At 50.2% G+C, this 17,390-nt stretch carries 19 protein-coding genes and 1 tRNA gene; 11 read left to right on the forward strand and 9 right to left on the reverse strand.

Going from position 1 to position 17,390, the window contains the following annotated elements; translation table 11 throughout:
* Positions 1-17 precede the first annotated feature (17 nt).
* The 5 genes from LCH85_21380 to LCH85_21400 form a co-directional block, all read right to left on the reverse strand.
* Positions 18-896 (reverse strand): VOC family protein, encoded by an 879-nt coding sequence (locus LCH85_21380; GenBank protein MCA0354554.1) that lies wholly within the window; start codon positions 894-896, stop codon positions 18-20.
* A gap of 109 nt (positions 897-1,005) precedes the next feature.
* On the reverse strand, positions 1,006-1,596 hold the full coding sequence (locus tag LCH85_21385; GenBank protein MCA0354555.1) for a hypothetical protein: 591 nt from the start codon (positions 1,594-1,596) through the stop codon (positions 1,006-1,008).
* A 34-nt stretch (positions 1,597-1,630) separates the two neighbouring features.
* Complete coding sequence (locus tag LCH85_21390) at positions 1,631-2,305, reverse strand: hypothetical protein (protein ID MCA0354556.1); 675 nt, start codon at positions 2,303-2,305, stop codon at positions 1,631-1,633.
* A gap of 260 nt (positions 2,306-2,565) precedes the next feature.
* Positions 2,566-3,132 (reverse strand): hypothetical protein, encoded by a 567-nt coding sequence (locus LCH85_21395; GenBank protein MCA0354557.1) that lies wholly within the window; start codon positions 3,130-3,132, stop codon positions 2,566-2,568.
* A 179-nt stretch (positions 3,133-3,311) separates the two neighbouring features.
* Positions 3,312-3,388: transfer RNA gene (locus tag LCH85_21400), tRNA-Val, on the reverse strand.
* A 343-nt stretch (positions 3,389-3,731) separates the two neighbouring features.
* Between LCH85_21400 and LCH85_21405 the strand changes: the two genes are divergently transcribed.
* Entirely contained in the window at positions 3,732-4,001 is a 270-nt protein-coding gene (locus LCH85_21405) for a hypothetical protein (GenBank protein ID MCA0354558.1), read from the forward strand.
* A gap of 40 nt (positions 4,002-4,041) precedes the next feature.
* Here LCH85_21405 and LCH85_21410 read toward each other — a convergent pair whose 3' ends face one another.
* Together LCH85_21410 and LCH85_21415 are read right to left on the reverse strand one after the other, a co-directional pair.
* Positions 4,042-4,845, reverse strand: a complete 804-nt coding sequence (locus LCH85_21410; protein ID MCA0354559.1) for a response regulator transcription factor — start codon at positions 4,843-4,845, stop codon at positions 4,042-4,044.
* 12 nt (positions 4,846-4,857) lie between these two features.
* Positions 4,858-6,039 (reverse strand): PAS domain S-box protein, encoded by a 1,182-nt coding sequence (locus LCH85_21415; protein ID MCA0354560.1) that lies wholly within the window; start codon positions 6,037-6,039, stop codon positions 4,858-4,860.
* Positions 6,040-6,389: 350 nt separating this feature from the next.
* Here LCH85_21415 and LCH85_21420 point away from each other — a divergent pair, with 350 nt between their 5' ends.
* The 3 genes from LCH85_21420 to LCH85_21430 are packed head-to-tail and all read left to right on the forward strand — an operon-like array spanning position 6,390 to position 10,251.
* On the forward strand, positions 6,390-7,550 hold the full coding sequence (locus LCH85_21420) for a hypothetical protein (GenBank protein MCA0354561.1): 1,161 nt from the start codon (positions 6,390-6,392) through the stop codon (positions 7,548-7,550).
* 19 nt (positions 7,551-7,569) lie between these two features.
* A complete protein-coding gene (gene murA, locus LCH85_21425; GenBank protein ID MCA0354562.1) occupies positions 7,570-8,856 on the forward strand; it encodes a UDP-N-acetylglucosamine 1-carboxyvinyltransferase in 1,287 nt (428 codons plus the stop codon).
* 21 nt (positions 8,857-8,877) lie between these two features.
* On the forward strand, positions 8,878-10,251 hold the full coding sequence (locus LCH85_21430; protein ID MCA0354563.1) for a sigma-54 dependent transcriptional regulator: 1,374 nt from the start codon (positions 8,878-8,880) through the stop codon (positions 10,249-10,251).
* A gap of 208 nt (positions 10,252-10,459) precedes the next feature.
* Here the strand turns inward: LCH85_21430 and LCH85_21435 are convergent, their stop codons facing one another.
* The gene (locus LCH85_21435) at positions 10,460-11,251 is read right to left on the reverse strand and encodes an enoyl-CoA hydratase/isomerase family protein (GenBank protein ID MCA0354564.1); all 792 of its coding nucleotides are present in this window, start codon (positions 11,249-11,251) and stop codon (positions 10,460-10,462) included.
* A gap of 60 nt (positions 11,252-11,311) precedes the next feature.
* Positions 11,312-11,629 carry a DUF427 domain-containing protein gene (locus LCH85_21440; GenBank protein MCA0354565.1) on the reverse strand — a complete coding sequence of 106 codons (318 nt, stop codon included), beginning with the start codon at positions 11,627-11,629 and terminating at the stop codon, positions 11,312-11,314.
* 169 nt (positions 11,630-11,798) lie between these two features.
* Between LCH85_21440 and mnmA the strand changes: the two genes are divergently transcribed.
* The 7 genes from mnmA to LCH85_21475 all read left to right on the forward strand — a co-directional run bounded on the left by mnmA (position 11,799) and on the right by LCH85_21475 (position 17,275).
* Positions 11,799-12,872 (forward strand): tRNA 2-thiouridine(34) synthase MnmA, encoded by a 1,074-nt coding sequence (mnmA, locus tag LCH85_21445; protein ID MCA0354566.1) that lies wholly within the window; start codon positions 11,799-11,801, stop codon positions 12,870-12,872.
* Complete coding sequence (locus LCH85_21450; protein MCA0354567.1) at positions 12,869-13,126, forward strand: hypothetical protein; 258 nt, start codon at positions 12,869-12,871, stop codon at positions 13,124-13,126. Before mnmA ends, LCH85_21450 begins: the two co-directional genes overlap by 4 nt.
* Before the next feature lie 234 nt (positions 13,127-13,360).
* The gene (locus LCH85_21455) at positions 13,361-13,729 is read left to right on the forward strand and encodes a hypothetical protein (protein ID MCA0354568.1); all 369 of its coding nucleotides are present in this window, start codon (positions 13,361-13,363) and stop codon (positions 13,727-13,729) included.
* Between the two features lie 75 nt (positions 13,730-13,804).
* The gene (locus LCH85_21460; GenBank protein ID MCA0354569.1) at positions 13,805-14,728 is read left to right on the forward strand and encodes a DUF1385 domain-containing protein; all 924 of its coding nucleotides are present in this window, start codon (positions 13,805-13,807) and stop codon (positions 14,726-14,728) included.
* A 29-nt stretch (positions 14,729-14,757) separates the two neighbouring features.
* The gene (locus tag LCH85_21465; protein MCA0354570.1) at positions 14,758-15,579 is read left to right on the forward strand and encodes a DUF4388 domain-containing protein; all 822 of its coding nucleotides are present in this window, start codon (positions 14,758-14,760) and stop codon (positions 15,577-15,579) included.
* 68 nt (positions 15,580-15,647) lie between these two features.
* The gene (locus LCH85_21470; protein MCA0354571.1) at positions 15,648-16,178 is read left to right on the forward strand and encodes an ATP/GTP-binding protein; all 531 of its coding nucleotides are present in this window, start codon (positions 15,648-15,650) and stop codon (positions 16,176-16,178) included.
* A gap of 89 nt (positions 16,179-16,267) precedes the next feature.
* Complete coding sequence (locus tag LCH85_21475; protein ID MCA0354572.1) at positions 16,268-17,275, forward strand: DUF1152 domain-containing protein; 1,008 nt, start codon at positions 16,268-16,270, stop codon at positions 17,273-17,275.
* The last annotated feature ends 115 nt before the right edge of the window (positions 17,276-17,390 follow it).

Raw genomic sequence — 17,390 nt, forward strand, 5'->3', positions numbered from 1 at the left:
TCGTAGGGATGATTATTTTAGGCGGCAACGATAAAGCGCAATTCAGTTTGCCATGGATCGTGCACAACCAGCCCATCGGCTTGCTCTTGAACCGCAACTTCAGCCACTTGCAAGCGCTGCCGCACAATGTCAAGTGCCGCTTGGTTGGGCATAATAATTTCAAAATAGCCTAAACCTGCGGCATCGTTGGGTTGCTGTGGGCCGTTTTGGCTTTGCCACACATTCAAGCCGAGGTGGTGATGATAGCCACCTGCGCTAACAAATAGTGCCCCTGGATAGTGCGCCACAATATCAAAGCCCAACACGCCATGATAAAATTCTTCAGCTTGGCGCAAATTGCCCACTTGTAAATGCATATGACCGATCTTCGTTCCATCAGGAATGCCTGCCCAAGCGGGTGCAGTCGGAGTTATTTCGGCCAAAACTCCATACAGATCAAGCGATTCGGTGACCATATGCACTTCGCCATTCGCTCCCCAGCGCCATTCGTTACGTGGTCGATCACGGTAAATTTCTAAGCCATTGCCATCGGGATCATCGAGATACAAGGCTTCGCTGACCGCATGATCCGAAGCGCCAAAGCGGTAGCGTACCGCCAACAAACGCTGCAACACATAGGCCAAATCGAGGCGGGTTGGCAAAAGAATTGCGGCGTGATACAAGCCAGTGGTATGGCTGGGGTGGCGTTTCAAGCCAGCTTCAACATCCAAACGTAGCACAACCTGATTGGGCGAACCCAACAAAATCGTTGAGTCAGTTTGTTCTAAAACCTGAAAACCGAGCAAATCGCGGTAAAACACTAATGAGCGGCCAGCATCAGCGACACGCAGGGTAGTTACGCCGAGCGTCGTAGCGGCATCGATGGATTGTGGCGTAATCGTGCGAAATGTAGCCATAAAAATAAAGTCCTTTCGAGCAATCAGTACAGCGTTGTTACTGTCAAGCTGTACCCATTCTACGCCCGATTTGTCCTTAATGTTGTCCCCTGATTTATCCTTGTTTGCGTCACAATTCGGCTTGATGGGCTTGATTTGGCTCGATCGGCTGAATCAGCACCAAGCCTTGTTCATCAATGTTAACCTTGATCGGGAGTTGTGGTGGCGGTATCGTCTGCCATTGAAGATAGCGCCCGAGCAGCCACAAGGTTGCTGCGCCAACAACCAAAGCCAAAACAACCATGCCGCCGCCTAAAAAATAATTGAAACAGAGCCAGAGCATGGTTACGCGCACCACCCCAATCGCAAAGCATAGCCAAGCCGTTCGCGCCACCATCTTTTGGCGAGCAAAGATCCAGCCCAATGGGGCATAAACCAGCAAGAGTTGCATCGGCCAGTGATAGGCGAGCACAATCGAGCCAGCCGCGAAATCGCTGCCAACTAAACTCAAAAGATAGCCGTAATCCCACCAGAGCATACAAGGAATGAGGTAGAGCAGGCTGACAAATGGCTCGATCAGGTTGAGCAACACTGGTCGCAACGTTCGGCGCAAATCAGGGCGTTGGCGATATAGGGCAATTGCCTGCTTCAACAACAGGCCAGCATAGCCAGTCAGCCCAAATATACTAATCAATAAGCCAATTAATGCTCCAGAATCCATACGCGTTACTCATTTAATAGATAGCGCAATCATTCTATTCCATGATTGTCGAAATTTGGCTTGTTTCTGGATTGGCTGATCCAATCGCCAGTTGTTGGTTGTGAATGGTTACCGCTTGGCTTGGGTGTTGCAAAATGGTTTTGGCATGGCGATACATAGTGCGATAGGTATAGATGCTCAGGCCAAATGAGCCAATTAAAATTGGGAAATAGGCAGGCTCTTGTGCCATAATGAGCGCAATATAGACACCATAGATGCGTAATAATCCATATTTTAAGCTTAATCGAGCCGTTTGGCGCGTGATAGAAGCGCTATTCACCAAGCCAATAATAGGGATAATAATTAAACAAACAAGCATCGGCCAATAAAGGGTTAAGCATTGGATCAGCGTTTCAAGCGTATCTTGGCTCGGCATTCCCCATAAAAATTCCCATTGCCAAAATGTATTAGCGATAGCCCAAAATGATCGATAAACATCATAATCTTTACCCAATACGACTCCAACCATCCAAGTAGTTGTAATAATTGGTTCAATCAAATTGATATTGATCAACCACCAAGAACCCTTTGCGTGACTTCTAGGCATCTTTTGGATTCGCCCAAGCAAACTGAGCAACCATAGATTCAGCATAATGATTAGCATTCCAATGCCAATCATTATCATAAATACTATGCCCAATCCACCAACACTTACCGATAGTAAACTCATAGCCATGTCTCCATAAATAATAAAAAGCTTTATTTCATGGTGACATGGCTAAATGGCCAACAAGTGGCGCTTGATCGGGGAAATTGTTCTTTAAATGGATGTAAATTGGATTTAGCACAATAAAAAACCACCGCTGCAAGCAGAAGTGGTTGGGTTTGGTGTCAGCATACATTAATGCTCAAATATGTTGTTCAAAAGCAGACCAGTATAGCTAATTAGCCCAAAAATCCCTGTAAACAAACCTAGATAGTGCATCGGGTTTACTCAATCGATGGAACAATCGCTTGAATCGCAAGGCCATGCTGATCGAACACAACGGCAAGTGACGATTGAGCCATTAATGATTTGTAATAGCTATTAATCAAGCGAAATGACCAAATGCTCAAGCCAGTTGCAATCAAAATCATCGTGCCAATCATAATGAAATTGAAGCACAACCAGACCACGACTAAGCGCATTGCTCCCGTCCAGAGGCTACGGATGGCGGTTGCCCGCACTTGCGCTTGAGTCATAAATAATAAGGCGATTACTGGAATTCCAATCAGCAACAGGGCCATTGGCCAGTAATAGATAAAAAAGCTTGAGGTTGCTGCCAAAGGCTGCTCAACTGAACCAATCAGCGACTCAAAATCAAAGAATATTAATTGAATCAGCAGCCAAATTCCCATAATAAATGGTTCGGCTAGATTAACTAAAAGTAGCCAAGCTGAAGTGCGCAAATCTGAGCGCTGTTGCGCTAATTGCACCACCCGATTAAAAATAATGCCAACATGAATATAGAAGCCCAAAACACATAAACCCAGCACAAGTAAAATCATAATGCTCATTGCCTGCTCCTTGTGATGATTGCAAACTCTAATCTTGCTCAATTAGTTTAATCATCTTAGCAGGCTAGCTTATGTTAAATCAATACCTCTTATGGTCTAGTCGAAGGATCAATCTGCATTTAACTGCTTGACCATGACACAACAAAAAACCACCCCTGCGAACAGAAGTGGTTTGGGTTTGGTGGGCGGTACTGGACTCGAACCAGTGACCTCGTCGGTGTGAACGACGCGCTCTAACCAACTGAGCTAACAGCCCATTGCCTTCAAGGCACTGCCGAGTATAGCATAGCCCTTGGCTTTGCGCAAATTGTGGATTGGGAGTTGGTTGTTGGGGATCGGGGATCGGGAGTTTTGATCCACGAAGGACGAAACCGCGAAGAACGCGAAGAGCGCGAAAGGAGTAGGCTATGGGCTTTTGGCGCTAGGCTCTTGGTTGAACCGCCCCAAATTGTTCCGATAGCCTAGAGCCTTTGCCTTTTGCCTTATGTTCTATGCTCTATGTTCTATGTTCTATGCTCTTTGCTCTATGCTCTTCCTCGTGGTCTGCAATTTGCTCAAATAAATCTAGCGATTGTGGTTTATTAGAAGGAATTGTGACGATGCTGAAACCAATTTTTGGGATAGCACGGGTGCTGATTGCTGCGCAAGTTGGCTCGTATCTTGGCGATACACCGAAGCATGGCGCTGGTACGCCCAAGGGTTTGGCGCTTGGCCCAGTTAATGTAACGCTCTCGAATGTGGCTCCAGCAGCGGTTGTAGGCCTGCTCTGTGGCAATTCGATTATCTATTCGTTGCTGACGAGCTATGCCTTGAGCAGCATTATTGGCGATAAATTTGAGGAAAAACTGCTAAGCCAGATTGGGCAATAAAAGGATGCGCCCAAGCCTTAAAACTTGGGCGCAAATTAAGTTACTTAGTTTGGGGTGCTTCGACAGCCAAGACATAGCCAGTGCCACGCACGGTCAAAATATAACGTGGATTTGATGGATCTGGCTCGATCTTTTGGCGCAAGTGGTAGATATGCGGTTTGAGCAATTCGGCGGCTTCGCTACTTTCGGCCTCGTAGCCTTGCGCACACCGTAACAAATTAGCGTAGCTCATCACTAAGCCAGCTTGCTGGGCCAAACAACTCAACAAACGAAATTCGGTTGGCGTAAGATTCAGGGTTTGGTCGCCAAGCCGCGCCATTTGTCGCCATAAGCCAATTTCTAGCTCACCGACGCGAATCCATTGATCGCCAGCTGGTTGCTGGGTTGGGGTTTCGGTTGGCTCTTGTTGCTTGCCACCAAGCTCGCTAACCACCGTTTGTAGCGTATTCATGAGGCTTTTTTTATGCCGTTGATCGGCTTGCGCCTCAAGCGCACTCTTGACCCGCGCCAACACATCTTGCGGGCTAGAAGTTTTGAGCATATAGTCGAACACACCCAAATGAATGCCTTCGATCGCGCTATCGAGCGAACCATGGCCAGTCAAGATTAAAATTGCTGCATCGGGGTAGCGTTCGCGTACCCGTTGCGCCACGGTAATGCCATCAACGCCAGGCAAGCGTAAATCCAAAAGAAACAAATCGAAAGGCCGTTGGGCAATGCGGTCGAGTGCTTCCTCGCCGCTATCGGCAGTTTGCACATCGTAGCCACGTCGCCGCAGCAAATCGCCAAGGGTGGCACGAATCGGAAATTCGTCGTCAACCAATAAAATCGAAGCTTGACTCATCGAAGGATACTCCTAGCTAGGTTGGTAGGGTAGCACAACACGGAAGGTCGAGCCAACCCCAACGGTGCTGTCAACCTCGATTTGGCCACCATGCTGGGTCACAATATGGGCACTAATCGGCAAACCAAGACCGGTTCCATTGGGTTTGTTGGTAAAAAATGGCTCAAACAGGTGCGCCCGAATATCATCAGGAATGCCTGTTCCCGTATCGCAAATTTCTATTGTAACAAAGCTTGTGGCAGCTTCGGTTGTGACAGTTAATGTACCGCCGTTGGTCATCGCATCCAAACCATTCAAGACCAAATTTAAAAAGACTTGGCGTAGTTGGTCGGCATTGCAAACCACCGCTGGCAAATGGATATCAGGCGTAAATGTGATCATGGTGTTGTTATGGCGGGCGTGCAAGCCAGCCAGCGCCAAGGTTTCTTCAATCACGGCATTGAGATCGGTGGGAGCCATCTCGCCACGCATCGGGCGGTAAAAATCGCGCATGCGTTCGATAATTCCGGCGATGCGGGTCAATTGATCGCGGGCTAATTGCATCACGGTTGATTCGCGCACTTCTTCGGGCAAATCTTCTTCGAGCAGTAGCAAGGCATTGCGGGCCGCATACAGCGGATTGTTAATTTCGTGGGCAATCGAGGCTGAAAGCTGGCCGACTGCTGCTAAGCGTGCGCCTTGCAACAAGGCCGCTTCGGCGGCACTGACCCGCTGGGTTAAGCGATGTTCATGCTCTTTGGCAAGTTTCTTTTGCTCGGTCACATCGCGTACCACCGCAATAATTAACAATTGATCAGCGGTTTTCAATGGACTAAGACTAATTTCGGTGTAAAACTCAGTGCCATCACTGCGCCGCGCCAACAAATCTGCGCCGATGCCCATTGGGCGGGTACGTGGTTCACGGGTGTAATTGCTACGATAAGCCACATGCACGCCGCGCACGCGCTCAGGAATCAACAATTCGATTGGTTGACCAACCATTGATTCACGATCATAACCAAAAATAGCCTCGGCTTGGGCATTGACCACACTAATAATGCCGTGGGCATTAACAATGACCACGCCATCAGGAGCCGCCTCTAACAAACTTTGAAAAAGTGGTTCGGCTGGTTGGGTTGCCAATTGATGCCGTAATAACTCAACTTCACGTTTAAGGCTGGCGTTTTCTGTTTCAAGCTGTTCACGACTCAGCATACCAAAACTCCCTTGAATGATTGGCAATCATAGCATATTTGAAGGCGAGGGGCAGGGGCTGAGGTTGATCCACGAAGGATACGAAGCGCACGAAGGACGAGGGGTCAGGTATCAGAGGTCAGGTATCAGTTAATACATCGTATTTCAAGCTGCTGACCCCTAGCCCCTGAGCCCTGATCCCTCAGATCCTCTGCGTTAAGTGCTAGTTCTCATTTCATCCCTCATAATTCATCCTTCATCCTTACTTCATGGCCTAAATTATGCTAAACTAGCAGGCTCGCTCATATGTGTCTGAGTAGCCAAAAGCGCCTATGTTATAATGCAGTACATTCATATGCCGAGGAGGATGTGTGAGCCGCTTCAGCGATGTCACCAACATTTGGTCAACCATAAAAGAAATTGATGTGCGCGATATTCGCGATCAGGCCGATTTGCCCTGCCGAATTGCGCTACTTGGCCATGCGACCTTCGGGCGCGATTTGATTATGCGCTTGTTGACGCTTGGCGCTCAACGCTTTCCAGCCCGTACTCCGCAAGTCAGCATTATCGACTTACCCTTGGGCCGCGAACAGGCTACCGATCTCAACCGCGTCGATTTGATTGTACTCACGCTCGATGCGAACCAAGCCTTGAGTTACGATGAGTTTCTGGCCTACGAAAAATTGGCGATTTTGCCAGTGCCACTGTTGATCGCTGTTTGGGGTACGAATCTCCCCAAAAGCTCTGAAAGCACCCACCAAGCCGATCTGCAAGCCTCGCCAGCAGTATTGCTCGACCCACAAGCCGAGCCAGCGACCCAGCGCAAAATGCTGGCCAAAGCGGTGATTGAACTCGTACCAGAAGCTTTGCATATTGCGGCTGCTCGGCGCTACCCAGGTTTGCGCAGCGAAGTTACCAACAATTTGATTAGCAGCGTTTCGCTGAGCAATGCGACCTTTGCCTTTACTTCAGGCATTCCCGAGATGATTCCTGTTTTGAATTTGCCATTAAATGCCGCCGATATGCTCGTGTTGACCAAGAATCAGGCGCTATTGGCCTATCGCGTGGCCTTGGCCATGGGTGCTGAAGGCGATTTTAGCGCCATGATTCGTGAATTGCTGCCCGTGGTTGGCGGTGGTTTCCTCTGGCGACAACTGGCACGCCAATTGGTCGGTTTGATTCCAGGCATTGGTTTATTGCCCAAAGTTGCAGTGGCCTATGCAGGCACGTTTGTGACTGGAATTGCGGCCTGGCGCTGGTATGAACGTGGCGAGTTGGTCAGCAAAGCCGAATTACAAAGCCTCGTCAAAGCAGCCTTAGAAGAAGGCCGACAACGGGCCAAGGCGCTAATTGGTAATCGTAAGGCTGACGATGATCCCACTGCATCAGCCAAACCCAGTTTGCGCCAAAGGATCGGCGCAGTGCTGAACCCCAAAAACTGGTTCAAGGCGCTGCGTGCCCGCTTGCGACGCAAACCTAAATCGATCCAAAAAACAACTGAGCCAACCGATCATTCCAACTCTGCTGCTTAACCATTGAGGATTATTATTCGTGGAAACCTTTGTCATTGAGGGCGGTCATCGCCTGAATGGGACGATTACGCCTGCTGGAAACAAAAACGCCGCCTTGCCGTTGTTAGCGGCCTGCTTGCTCAGCGACCAACCAATTATTCTGCGCAATATGCCCGATATTGCCGATGTACGAGTCAAGGTACAGTTATTGCAGTCATTGGGCATCGAATGTAGCTGGCTCGAAGAGAATGTGCTGCGGGTTCACGCCGCCACTATCAATACCTCAGAGCCAGATACTGCGCTTGCACGGCGAATTCGGACCTCGATTTTGCTCGCAGGGCCGTTGTTGGTGCGCACTGGTCGGGCAGTTTTAGCGCGGCCAGGCGGCGATTCGATTGGCCATCGGCGTTTGGATACGCACTTTTTGGCCTTAACTGCCTTGGGTGCTGAAGTTGAAGTGACCAAACAAGCCTATGAACTCAAAGCCGATGGCTTGGTTGGCACGGATATTTTCCTTGATGAAATGAGCGTAACTGGCACTGAACAGGCGATCATGGCGGCTGTGTTGGCTTCTGGCACGACCACAATTGTCAACGCCGCTTCTGAGCCACATGTCCAAGATCTGTGTCGTTGTTTGTTTGCCATGGGCGCTAAAATTACGGGTATCGGCACCAATAGCTTGCAGATTCAAGGGGTTTCGCGGCTGAATGGTACTGAATATACGCTCGGCCCCGATTTTATGGAGGTTGGTTCGTTCATCGGCTTGGCAGCAGTGACGGGTAGTAACATTCGCATCGCCAACGCTCGCCCCGAAGAACACCGCATGACGCGGATTATGTTTGGGCGGTTGGGTGTGACTTGGCAAGACGAAGGCCCAGATATTGTGATTCCTGCTGAGCAAGAGCTACGGGTGCGCGACGATTTGCACGGGGTTGTGCCCAAAATCGACGACATGCCATGGCCTGGCTTCCCACCAGACCTGATGAGCATTGCCTTGGTGATTGCGACCCAAGCTCAAGGTACGGTCTTGATCCACGAAAAGATGTTTGATGGACGCTTATTCTTTGTTGATAAATTACTGAGCATGGGTGCACGGGTGATTTTGTGCGATCCACATCGGGCGGTAGTGGTTGGCCCAGCTAAACTGTATGGCGAACGCCTGACCAGCCCTGATATTCGCGCTGGCATGGCCTTGGTCATTGCTGCTTTGTGTGCCAAAGGTACGAGTGTTATTTCGAATATTGCCCAAATTGATCGGGGCTACCAACGGATTGAACAACGGCTAGCTGCGCTTGGAGCGCGGATCGAACGCCGTCCTGCTGAATAATGGCCTGTAAGGAGGGTCGGTGTGACCAAAGCTACCGAACAACGACATATTTTAATTGCTGATGACGATCCGGGGATTCGTGGTCTGTTGTGCGAGGTCTTTGATGAAGAGGGCTATCTAACCGAGTCTGCCGAGCATGGCGGCGAAGTTTTAGCCAAAATGACCAAGAAACATTCCTATGATCTGTTGATTATGGATGTGCGCATGCCTGGCCAAGATGGCTTAACTATCCTTGAGCAATTGCGCAAAAATGGCATCACCACCCCAGTGATTATGATGACCGCCCATGGCACTTCATCAACCGCAATTCGGGCGATTCAAATTGGTGCCTACGATTATGTCATCAAGCCGTTTGATGTTGAAGAAGTAACTTTGGTCGTCAAACGCTTGTTTGATCATCAGCAATTGGCCTCAAAAGTGCGCGAACTCGAAGCCAAAAGTTTTGATCCCCGCGACAAAATGATTGGCAATAGCCCAGCCATGCAAGAGATCTACAAGCAAATTGGGCGGGTTGCTCACACCGATGCAACCGTTTTGATTACGGGCGAAACTGGCACCGGCAAGGAAGTTTTGGCCAACCTGATTCACGTGAATTCAGCGCGGCGCAACGGCCCAATGGTTAAAGTCAATTGTGCTGCCTTACCTGAATCGTTGCTCGAAAGTGAATTGTTTGGCCATGAAAAAGGCGCGTTTACTGGGGCGGTCGCTCAGCGCAAGGGTCGCTTTGAATTAGCCCACAAAGGCACAATCTTCCTTGATGAAATTGGCGAAATGACCCTGGCTACCCAGAAAAAGCTGCTGCGTATTTTGCAAGAACGCGAATTTGAGCGGGTTGGCGGCACAACCACCGTGCGGGTTGATGTGCGAGTTGTCGCAGCCACCAACCGTGATCTTGAAGCCGATGTACGTGCTGGCACCTTCCGCGAAGATTTGTACTATCGCTTGAATGTGATCACGTTGCATTTGCCAGCCTTGCGCCAACGAATTGGCGATATTCCCTTATTGGCTGAATTTTTCTTGGATAAATACCGTTACGCGCCCTCATCGCCACCAGCTCGCATCTCCGAAGAGGCCATGGATCGCCTGAATAACTATGATTGGCCGGGCAATGTGCGCCAACTTGAGCATGAGATCGAGCGAGCGGTGATTTTGGCTCGCGGCAATGTGATCACCAGTGAGCATATGTCGTTGGTTCCATCATCGCGCTCGGCCTTGCAAGTTGATATTGCTGCCCGTTTGCGCGAAAAATCGACGCTCGATGAGCTGCTGGCCGATGTTGAGCGTTTGGCCTTGCAAGAGGCGCTAGTTCAGCACGACGATGATCTCAAGGTCGCTGCCCGCAGCCTTGGGCTGAGCGAAGCCGAGTTTCAAAAGCGCCAAAAGAAGTATAGTTAGTTGTGGGGTTAGGGATCAGGGATCAGAGGTCAGGAAATAGATCTGCGATTACTCGCTGATTTTTAACGCAGAGGCGCAGAGAAAGATGAGGGGTCAGAGGTCAGGGGCCAGATGTCAGGACGTTGATATAAGCAGTCTTGGCGATCTTCGTGTTCTTCGTGGTTAAAAGAACTTCTGACCGCTGACCCCTAGCCCCTGACTCCTAGGTTTACTCGCCCTTAAATTCGGCGGCGCGGCGGGCAATTGCTGCCTGCACACCCTCGCTAAAATCAGCGGTGCGAATCAATTGGCTTTGCGCCCAACCTTCGAGCAACAAGCCCCGATCAACATCAAACATGCCATCAATCACCCGTTTGGCCATGCCAACGGCCAATGGCGCTGCTAAAATCAACTCATCAGCAAACGCTTGTACCACGGTATTTAAATCATCAGCATCAGCCAATTGATTGACAACTCCCCAGCGCTCAGCATCGGTGGCGCTGAAGGTTCGGCCAGTCATAATCAATTCTTTGGCACGACCAACGCCAACCAAGCGGGTTAAGCGAGTTGTACCACCAACATCGGGCACAATGCCCAAGCGAGTTTCAGGCAAGGCCAATTTCGTGCCTTGAGCAGCAATCCGAAAATCGCAGGCTAAGGCGATTTCCAAGCCCAAGCCAAGGCACATGCCATGCAAGGCAGCGATGGTGGGAATTTCCAAACGTTCGATGCGGGTGGTCAAGGCTTGCCAATCATCGGTGATCGTGCGCATTTGGCGTAACCAGTGCTCACCATAGCGATTGGGCAAATCCATCAAATCACCAAGATCGATGCCTGCCGAAAAGACCGAGCCTGCTCCGCTCAACACAACTACCCGCACGCCCGAGGCACTGGCGGCCCGATCGATCGCCGTGCGTAAATCCTTGCCAACTTGCCAACTAATCGCATTGCGTTTTTCGGGCCGATTGAGGGTAATGCGAAAAATCGCGCCAGTTTGTTCAGTTGTGACTAAACCACTCACAGCATGCTCCTTTGCACAAAAAAAGACGCTGCATCGTTGATGCAACGTCGATTGTACCGCTTATGCTTCGGCTGTGGCGTGGCGATTACCGCCGTAAAAGGCAATTTTATCTTTAATATGTTCGTAATTGGGCTTGACGATTGTATAAACCCAGCCGACATCCGCCACTACTCCTACATCGGTCACCAAATCAATCCAGAAGCATGTGCCTTTGTGTGGGCAAACATAGGTGCGTTCAGTCACCCGCAAATTGTGCATATCGACTGCTGCTTGGTCAAAATACCAATTGCCTTCGAGCCGAACAACCGATTGAGTTTCAACCCCTTTGGCCAAGGTCGCATTATCATGTTTCGCTTTAATGCTAATTTCCCGTAACATGGATCGCCCTCCGTTGATAACAGAAAAATCGTACCACGAAAAAGCAGCTAAATCAGGCCCAAGATCGAGCGCAAGGCGAAATCGTGGTATGATTTTGGCAGCTACGACGCGCCATGCATTTCCGGCGCGTTAATCATCTTTAGTGCATACCAACCTAGGATTAGCAATTATGGCAAAGATTATGGTCGCCATGAGTGGCGGCGTGGATAGTTCGCTTACCGCAGTTTTGCTCAAAGAACAAGGTCATGATGTGACAGGCGTAACCATGCACCTGTGGGAAGGCGACGATAATGGGATCATGGAAAGTCAATGTTGCTCGGTCGAAATGACGGCTGGAGCACGGCGCGTTTGTGCTCAATACGACATTCCCTACTATGTATTCAATTATCAAAAAGATTTTCGCAAGCATGTGATCGATTATTTTTTGCGTGAATATTCGAGCGGAGCCACCCCCAATCCCTGCTTGGCCTGCAACCGTGATCTTAAATTTCGGGTGCTGCTCGAACGGGCTGAACTTTTGGGCTTTGATGGCTTGGCTACTGGCCATTTTGTGCAGATTACGGGTGGCGACGAACAACCTTACGATCTGCGACGCGGCATTGATATCAACAAAGATCAATCGTATGTGCTGTATATGCTCAGCCAACGCGAATTGAGCCGTTTGCACTTTCCATTGGGTGGTTTTACCAAGCCTCAAGTGCGCCAAATGGCTCGTGAACGCGGCTTAGTAACCGCCGACAAGCCCGAAAGCATGGATATTTGTTTCATTCCCGATAATAACTATCGGCGCTTTTTGAACGAAGAACGACCTGAAATTATGCAACCAGGCCCGATTGTCAATCGCCATGGCACAGTGCTTGGTCAACATAAAGGCTTGCCGCAATATACGATTGGCCAGCGCAAAGGCTTGGGAATTGCCGCAGGCTCGCCATTATTCGTGATTGAAATCGACACGGTACGTAATTTGCTGATTGTTGGTGACGCAGACGAACTTGAACGCCGCGATTTCGTGATCGATGATGTACGCAGCGTCTATGGCCAGATCGAAGCCGGAATCTATGCGGTGCAAATCCGCGCTCATGGTGAGGCCGTGCCAGCTACCATCACCCCCCGCGAGGATGGCACGCTGCACATTCGCTATGACCAACCACAACGTTCGGTGACTCCAGGCCAAGCTGCCGTGCTCTATCGCGATGATCGAGTCTTTGGTGGTGGTCGGATCAGTACGGAGCGCTATTCGTGAGCGAGCTAGAGCCAGCAGCATTAATTATTGCACTGCTTGCCAGCGTTTACGGAGCTTTGGCGCATCTCTTTTGGGGGCAGCGTTGGCGACATTTGCCACTTTTTTTAGGCACGGCGCTGATTGGCTGCCTGATGAGCTATGCCTTTAATTTGCATTTTATTGGGGCTGGGCCAGTCCCAGCAGGCGTACCATTGGTTGAATCGACGATCGCCGCATGGATTATGTTAATCCTAGCAACCCGACTGCGCGTTTAACCCCTATGAATGCAAAAAAGGCGACAATATTCCTGTGGTGAAAGTGTGGCATATTTCTAGGCAATATGCTATAATCGCCGCGATCAAATCCCTCTTTGTAAAGCATTAAATGTACCTTTCGACGTTTTGATTGGTCGTGTCGGTACGCTGGAGGATTGCTTGAAGAAGTTTGCCATCATCGGGGGCATCGTCCTCCTTATCCTTGGGATTGGTCTTCCGATTTTGTTGATATCGATGGGCTGGCTGAACGAAGCCCGCGATCTTGCGATCATCCTCTTGGCAATTTTCCAACTCTTCTCTGTCACCTTAATGATTATTTTGGTGGGCGTGTTGGTGGTGATGGTCAACGAGTTACGCAACTTGGCCAAGGAAAAAATCTCGCCTAAGGTCGAAGATGTGCTGGAACGGGTCAAAGACATTACCGAAAACGCCAAATCGACGACTACAACTGCCAAGCAAACCGCCTCGTATGTAGCTGAAGGCGTGGTTTCGCCAGTGATCAAGGCTGCCAGCTTGTTGGCAGGGGTCAAAGCGGGAGCCAAGTCGTTGGCGCGACGGCAAGCGCGTGGCACATTGCCCAACGATCGCAACCAAAATAACTAGGCTGCCCTCTTGTCAAACGACAAGGGCTAGTGGTACGATACACAGACCAACCCATCCTCCTATGTGGTGAACGCTATGGCTGAACGGTTTCCGTATGGTGGACAAGCAGTAATGGAAGGCGTGATGATGCGCGGTTTGCACCGGGCTAGTGTCGCTGTCCGTTCACCTTCCGGCCAGATCGTCATTCGCGACCGTGAACTGAATTTGGAGCGGCGGGTCTTTTGGAGTCGGCTACCACTGCTGCGGGGCATTCAGCTCTTGGGTGATGCCTTGGTAATTGGGATGTGGGCCTTGATGTTCTCGGCCAGTGTAACCGACGATCAAGCCGAGCAACCCTTGAGCAAAGGGCAAACAGCGCTGCTGGTAACCACCTCGGTCGGCATATCGATCGCCTTATTTTTCGTTTTGCCCTTGCTGGTGGCTTCGGGAATTGCCAGTTGGGCTAATCTCGGCATCTATAGTCGCGAAACGATTGAAGGCATCACGCGCTTGCTCATTTTTGTTGGCTACTTGGTACTTGTCGGGCGAACCGCCGAAATCCGCCGAGTTTTCGGGTATCATGGCGCTGAACACAAAGCTGTTTCGGCCTACGAAGCTGGTTGTCCATTGACCGTTGAGCATGTTCGACCGTTTACAACCATCCACCCGCGCTGTGGCACAACCTTATTACTGATCGTGGTGGTGCTCAGCATTCCTGTATTTGCATTGCTTGGCACGTTTCCCTTTTGGCTACGTTTGCTAAGTCGAATCATCCTAGTGCCGTTTGTGGCGGCGCTTGCCTACGAGCTTATGCGGCTAACCGCAAGCAAGGCAACCAACCCGATTGTGCGTGGTTTGATGACACCAGCATTGGCGCTGCAACGCTTGACCACCCGCGAACCCGATGATGCCATGCTTGAGGTAGCAATCGCTGCTCTGGCGCGGGTCTTGGCCGCCGATGGTCAAACGGTTGAAAGTCAGCCAATCGCGGTCGATATTCGGCCTGCACTTACGTCCTAACATCGTACATCCAGAGTGAGGGCATCTGTATGGCTCTTGTTGGTAATTTGCGCGACTTTGCACTCGCTGATTTTCTTTATCTGATCGATCGCGGGTACAAAACTGGCAGTTTACAACTGAACCGTCAAAGTGCCGCAGCAACGCTCTACTTTGAAAAGGGAAAACTGCTCTACGCCGCGCAAACGCAAGAACGCGAATCGCTCGGCGAAATGTTGCAGCGCACGGGGAAACTCACGCCGCAACAAGCGCAGCAGGCGGTGCAACTGCAGCAAACTGATGGCAATCAATCGCTTGGAACGGTGCTGATCGATAGCGATATTCTTACGCGCGAAGATCTGCAACGCCATATCCAAACCCACATAGAAGAGACGGTGTACAGTCTGTTTGGCTGGCCCGATGGTGAGTTTTGCTTCAATGCCGGGGTGAAACTCGACCGTGATGATGTCCAATCGCTGGTACCGCTTGGGGTGGAAAACCTCATTATGGAGGGTGTACGCCGCGTCGATGAATGGGGCCGCATCAAGGATCATATTCCCAATACCGATATGATCGCTCGCTTTGTCGATCAGCCACTCGAAAAGGCTAAAAGCATCAACTTAACGCCCGATGAATGGCGGATTTTTGCCCGCATCAATGGCAAAGATTCGATCAAAGAAGTGATCAGTCGGACTGGCTTGAGTGAATTTGATGTGAGCCGCATTGTATACGGCTTCATTTCGGCAGGCTTGGTTGAGGTAACCCGACCTCGCCCTCCTGTCCCAGCGACGGGACGCGCTGGTGCTGGTGCCGCTGCAGGAGCACCAAAACGCAGCCTCGTCTCACGGATCATCAATCGTATTAGGGGAATGTAGAAAGGCGGCGCTGCGCTGGAACACTCCCACACTCCCACCGGCAACCTAGCTCCGTCTTAGGAGGACGTATGCAGACTGTCAAAATGGTTATCAGTGGCGCGGTTAACGCTGGTAAAACACAGTTCATTCGTGCCATTAGTGAAATCGAGGTGGTTTCGACCGAACGGAAGGCCTCCGACGATACCAAGTTGCTCAAAGGCGAAACCACCGTTGCAATGGACTTTGGCCGCATTACCATCAGTGATGATTTGGTGTTGCACTTGTTTGGCACACCCGGCCAAAAACGCTTCGACTTTATGTGGGAAATCTTGTCCGAGGGGATGCTCGGCTTGATTGTGTTGGTCGATAGCACCCGGCCTGAAACGTTCCGTGAAACAAATCGGATTATCGATTTCTTCACTTCGCAACGTGATGCGCCGTATGTCGTCGCCGCCAACAAGCAAGACCACGAGAACGCTTGGGCACCTGATGAGTTGCGGCTCGCCTTGCGGTTGCCAGCCCATGTTAAAATTGTTCCCTGTGTGGCAACCCAAAAGGATTCGGTTAAAAATGTGCTGCTAGAATTGCTCTACGTTATTATGCAGCGCTCAACCGACTAAAGGCGATTCTTCACGCTTCATTGCTCTTTTTCGCCATGCCGTACTCTGTCTCAGGGTGCGGCTTTTCGCCATTGTGGAGCGAGGTTTCAATGCAGCTTAATTTGCCAATTCTCGGCCAATTACAAGGCCGTCGTTCCATCTTGATTGCAGGCATGGGCGGCGGTTTTGATATTTTCTGTGGCTTGCCGATTTTTCTGCAATTACGCCAACTAGGCTTTAATGTGCATTTGGCCAATTTTAGTTTTAGCGATCTTGAGGCCGCTAGCAATCTGCATTATCTTGGTGATACGGTCTATGGTGTGCCAAGTTTGCCGCGTGACCCTGAGTTTGTGCCCAGTCATAGCCCAATTGATGCTACCCAAGTGGCGTTGTTTCAACGCTACAGTCCGTTTATCTATTTTCCTGAGCTGTATTTGGCCGAGTGGTTTCGCCAAACCTATGGCGAGCCATTAACGGTTTGGGCTTTTTTGCGCAGCGGAGTTAAGCCACTCTTGGCCAGTTATCGCCGCTTAGTCCAGCATCTCTCAGTTGATGCCATTATCTTGATTGATGGTGGGGTTGATGCGTTGGTACAAGGCGACGAGGCCGAAATTGGCACCTTGGTTGAAGATTCAATCTCTTTAGCTGCGGTCAATCAGTTGCACGAGGTTCCAACCAAAATTGTGGCTTGCATTGGCTTGGGCGCTGAACGCGATATGCATTATCCCCATATTTTTCAAAATATTGCTAGCTTGGCTGAATCCGAAATTTTGCTCGGCACGTGTAGCCTGATCAAACAAATGCCAGTTTATCAAGCCTACGCTGCGGCGGTGCATTGGACGCAATCGCGAATTTATCAAGACCCCAGTGTGATCAATAGCTCAATTATTTCAGCGGTCGAGGGCTATTTTGGCGATTATCATCTGACCAGCAAAACCGAGGGCAGCAAGCTCGATATCAATCCGCTGATGAGTCTCTATTGGTTTTTTGATTTGGTGGGCTTGGCTGAGCAGCATTTGTTGCTGGAGCCGCTGTTGGAGACTGAACATTTGCGCGAGGTGGTGCAGTGGGTGCATACGCTACGGGCAAATTTGCCAATTCGCCCACGCTTACGCTAAGTGGCTTCCAGCTTTCTGGCCTTCGTGGAGCATAATGTGGCTATAGGCTATGGACTATCGGGGATTGATTGGAACCTTCAATAGCCAACAGCCCATAGCCTATAGCCAATTTTCC

It is taken from the genome of Chloroflexota bacterium, assembly GCA_020161265.1.
Classification (GTDB): Bacteria; Chloroflexota; Chloroflexia; order Chloroflexales; family Herpetosiphonaceae; genus Herpetosiphon.

What these genes read in the sequence shown, in the direction of transcription:
- LCH85_21380 (MCA0354554.1), bottom strand. Translation starts at nt 896, where the DNA reads ATGGCTACATTTCGCACGATTACGCCACAATCCATCGATGCCGCTACG.
- LCH85_21385 (MCA0354555.1), bottom strand. Translation starts at nt 1,596, where the DNA reads ATGGATTCTGGAGCATTAATTGGCTTATTGATTAGTATATTTGGGCTG.
- LCH85_21390 (MCA0354556.1), bottom strand. Translation starts at nt 2,305, where the DNA reads ATGAGTTTACTATCGGTAAGTGTTGGTGGATTGGGCATAGTATTTATG.
- LCH85_21395 (MCA0354557.1), bottom strand. Translation starts at nt 3,132, where the DNA reads ATGAGCATTATGATTTTACTTGTGCTGGGTTTATGTGTTTTGGGCTTC.
- LCH85_21405 (MCA0354558.1), top strand. Translation starts at nt 3,732, where the DNA reads ATGCTGAAACCAATTTTTGGGATAGCACGGGTGCTGATTGCTGCGCAA.
- LCH85_21410 (MCA0354559.1), bottom strand. Translation starts at nt 4,845, where the DNA reads ATGAGTCAAGCTTCGATTTTATTGGTTGACGACGAATTTCCGATTCGT.
- LCH85_21415 (MCA0354560.1), bottom strand. Translation starts at nt 6,039, where the DNA reads ATGCTGAGTCGTGAACAGCTTGAAACAGAAAACGCCAGCCTTAAACGT.
- LCH85_21440 (MCA0354565.1), bottom strand. Translation starts at nt 11,629, where the DNA reads ATGTTACGGGAAATTAGCATTAAAGCGAAACATGATAATGCGACCTTG.
- mnmA (MCA0354566.1), top strand. Translation starts at nt 11,799, where the DNA reads ATGGCAAAGATTATGGTCGCCATGAGTGGCGGCGTGGATAGTTCGCTT.
- LCH85_21455 (MCA0354568.1), top strand. Translation starts at nt 13,361, where the DNA reads ATGGGCTGGCTGAACGAAGCCCGCGATCTTGCGATCATCCTCTTGGCA.
- LCH85_21460 (MCA0354569.1), top strand. Translation starts at nt 13,805, where the DNA reads ATGGCTGAACGGTTTCCGTATGGTGGACAAGCAGTAATGGAAGGCGTG.
- LCH85_21465 (MCA0354570.1), top strand. Translation starts at nt 14,758, where the DNA reads ATGGCTCTTGTTGGTAATTTGCGCGACTTTGCACTCGCTGATTTTCTT.
- LCH85_21470 (MCA0354571.1), top strand. Translation starts at nt 15,648, where the DNA reads ATGCAGACTGTCAAAATGGTTATCAGTGGCGCGGTTAACGCTGGTAAA.
- LCH85_21475 (MCA0354572.1), top strand. Translation starts at nt 16,268, where the DNA reads ATGCAGCTTAATTTGCCAATTCTCGGCCAATTACAAGGCCGTCGTTCC.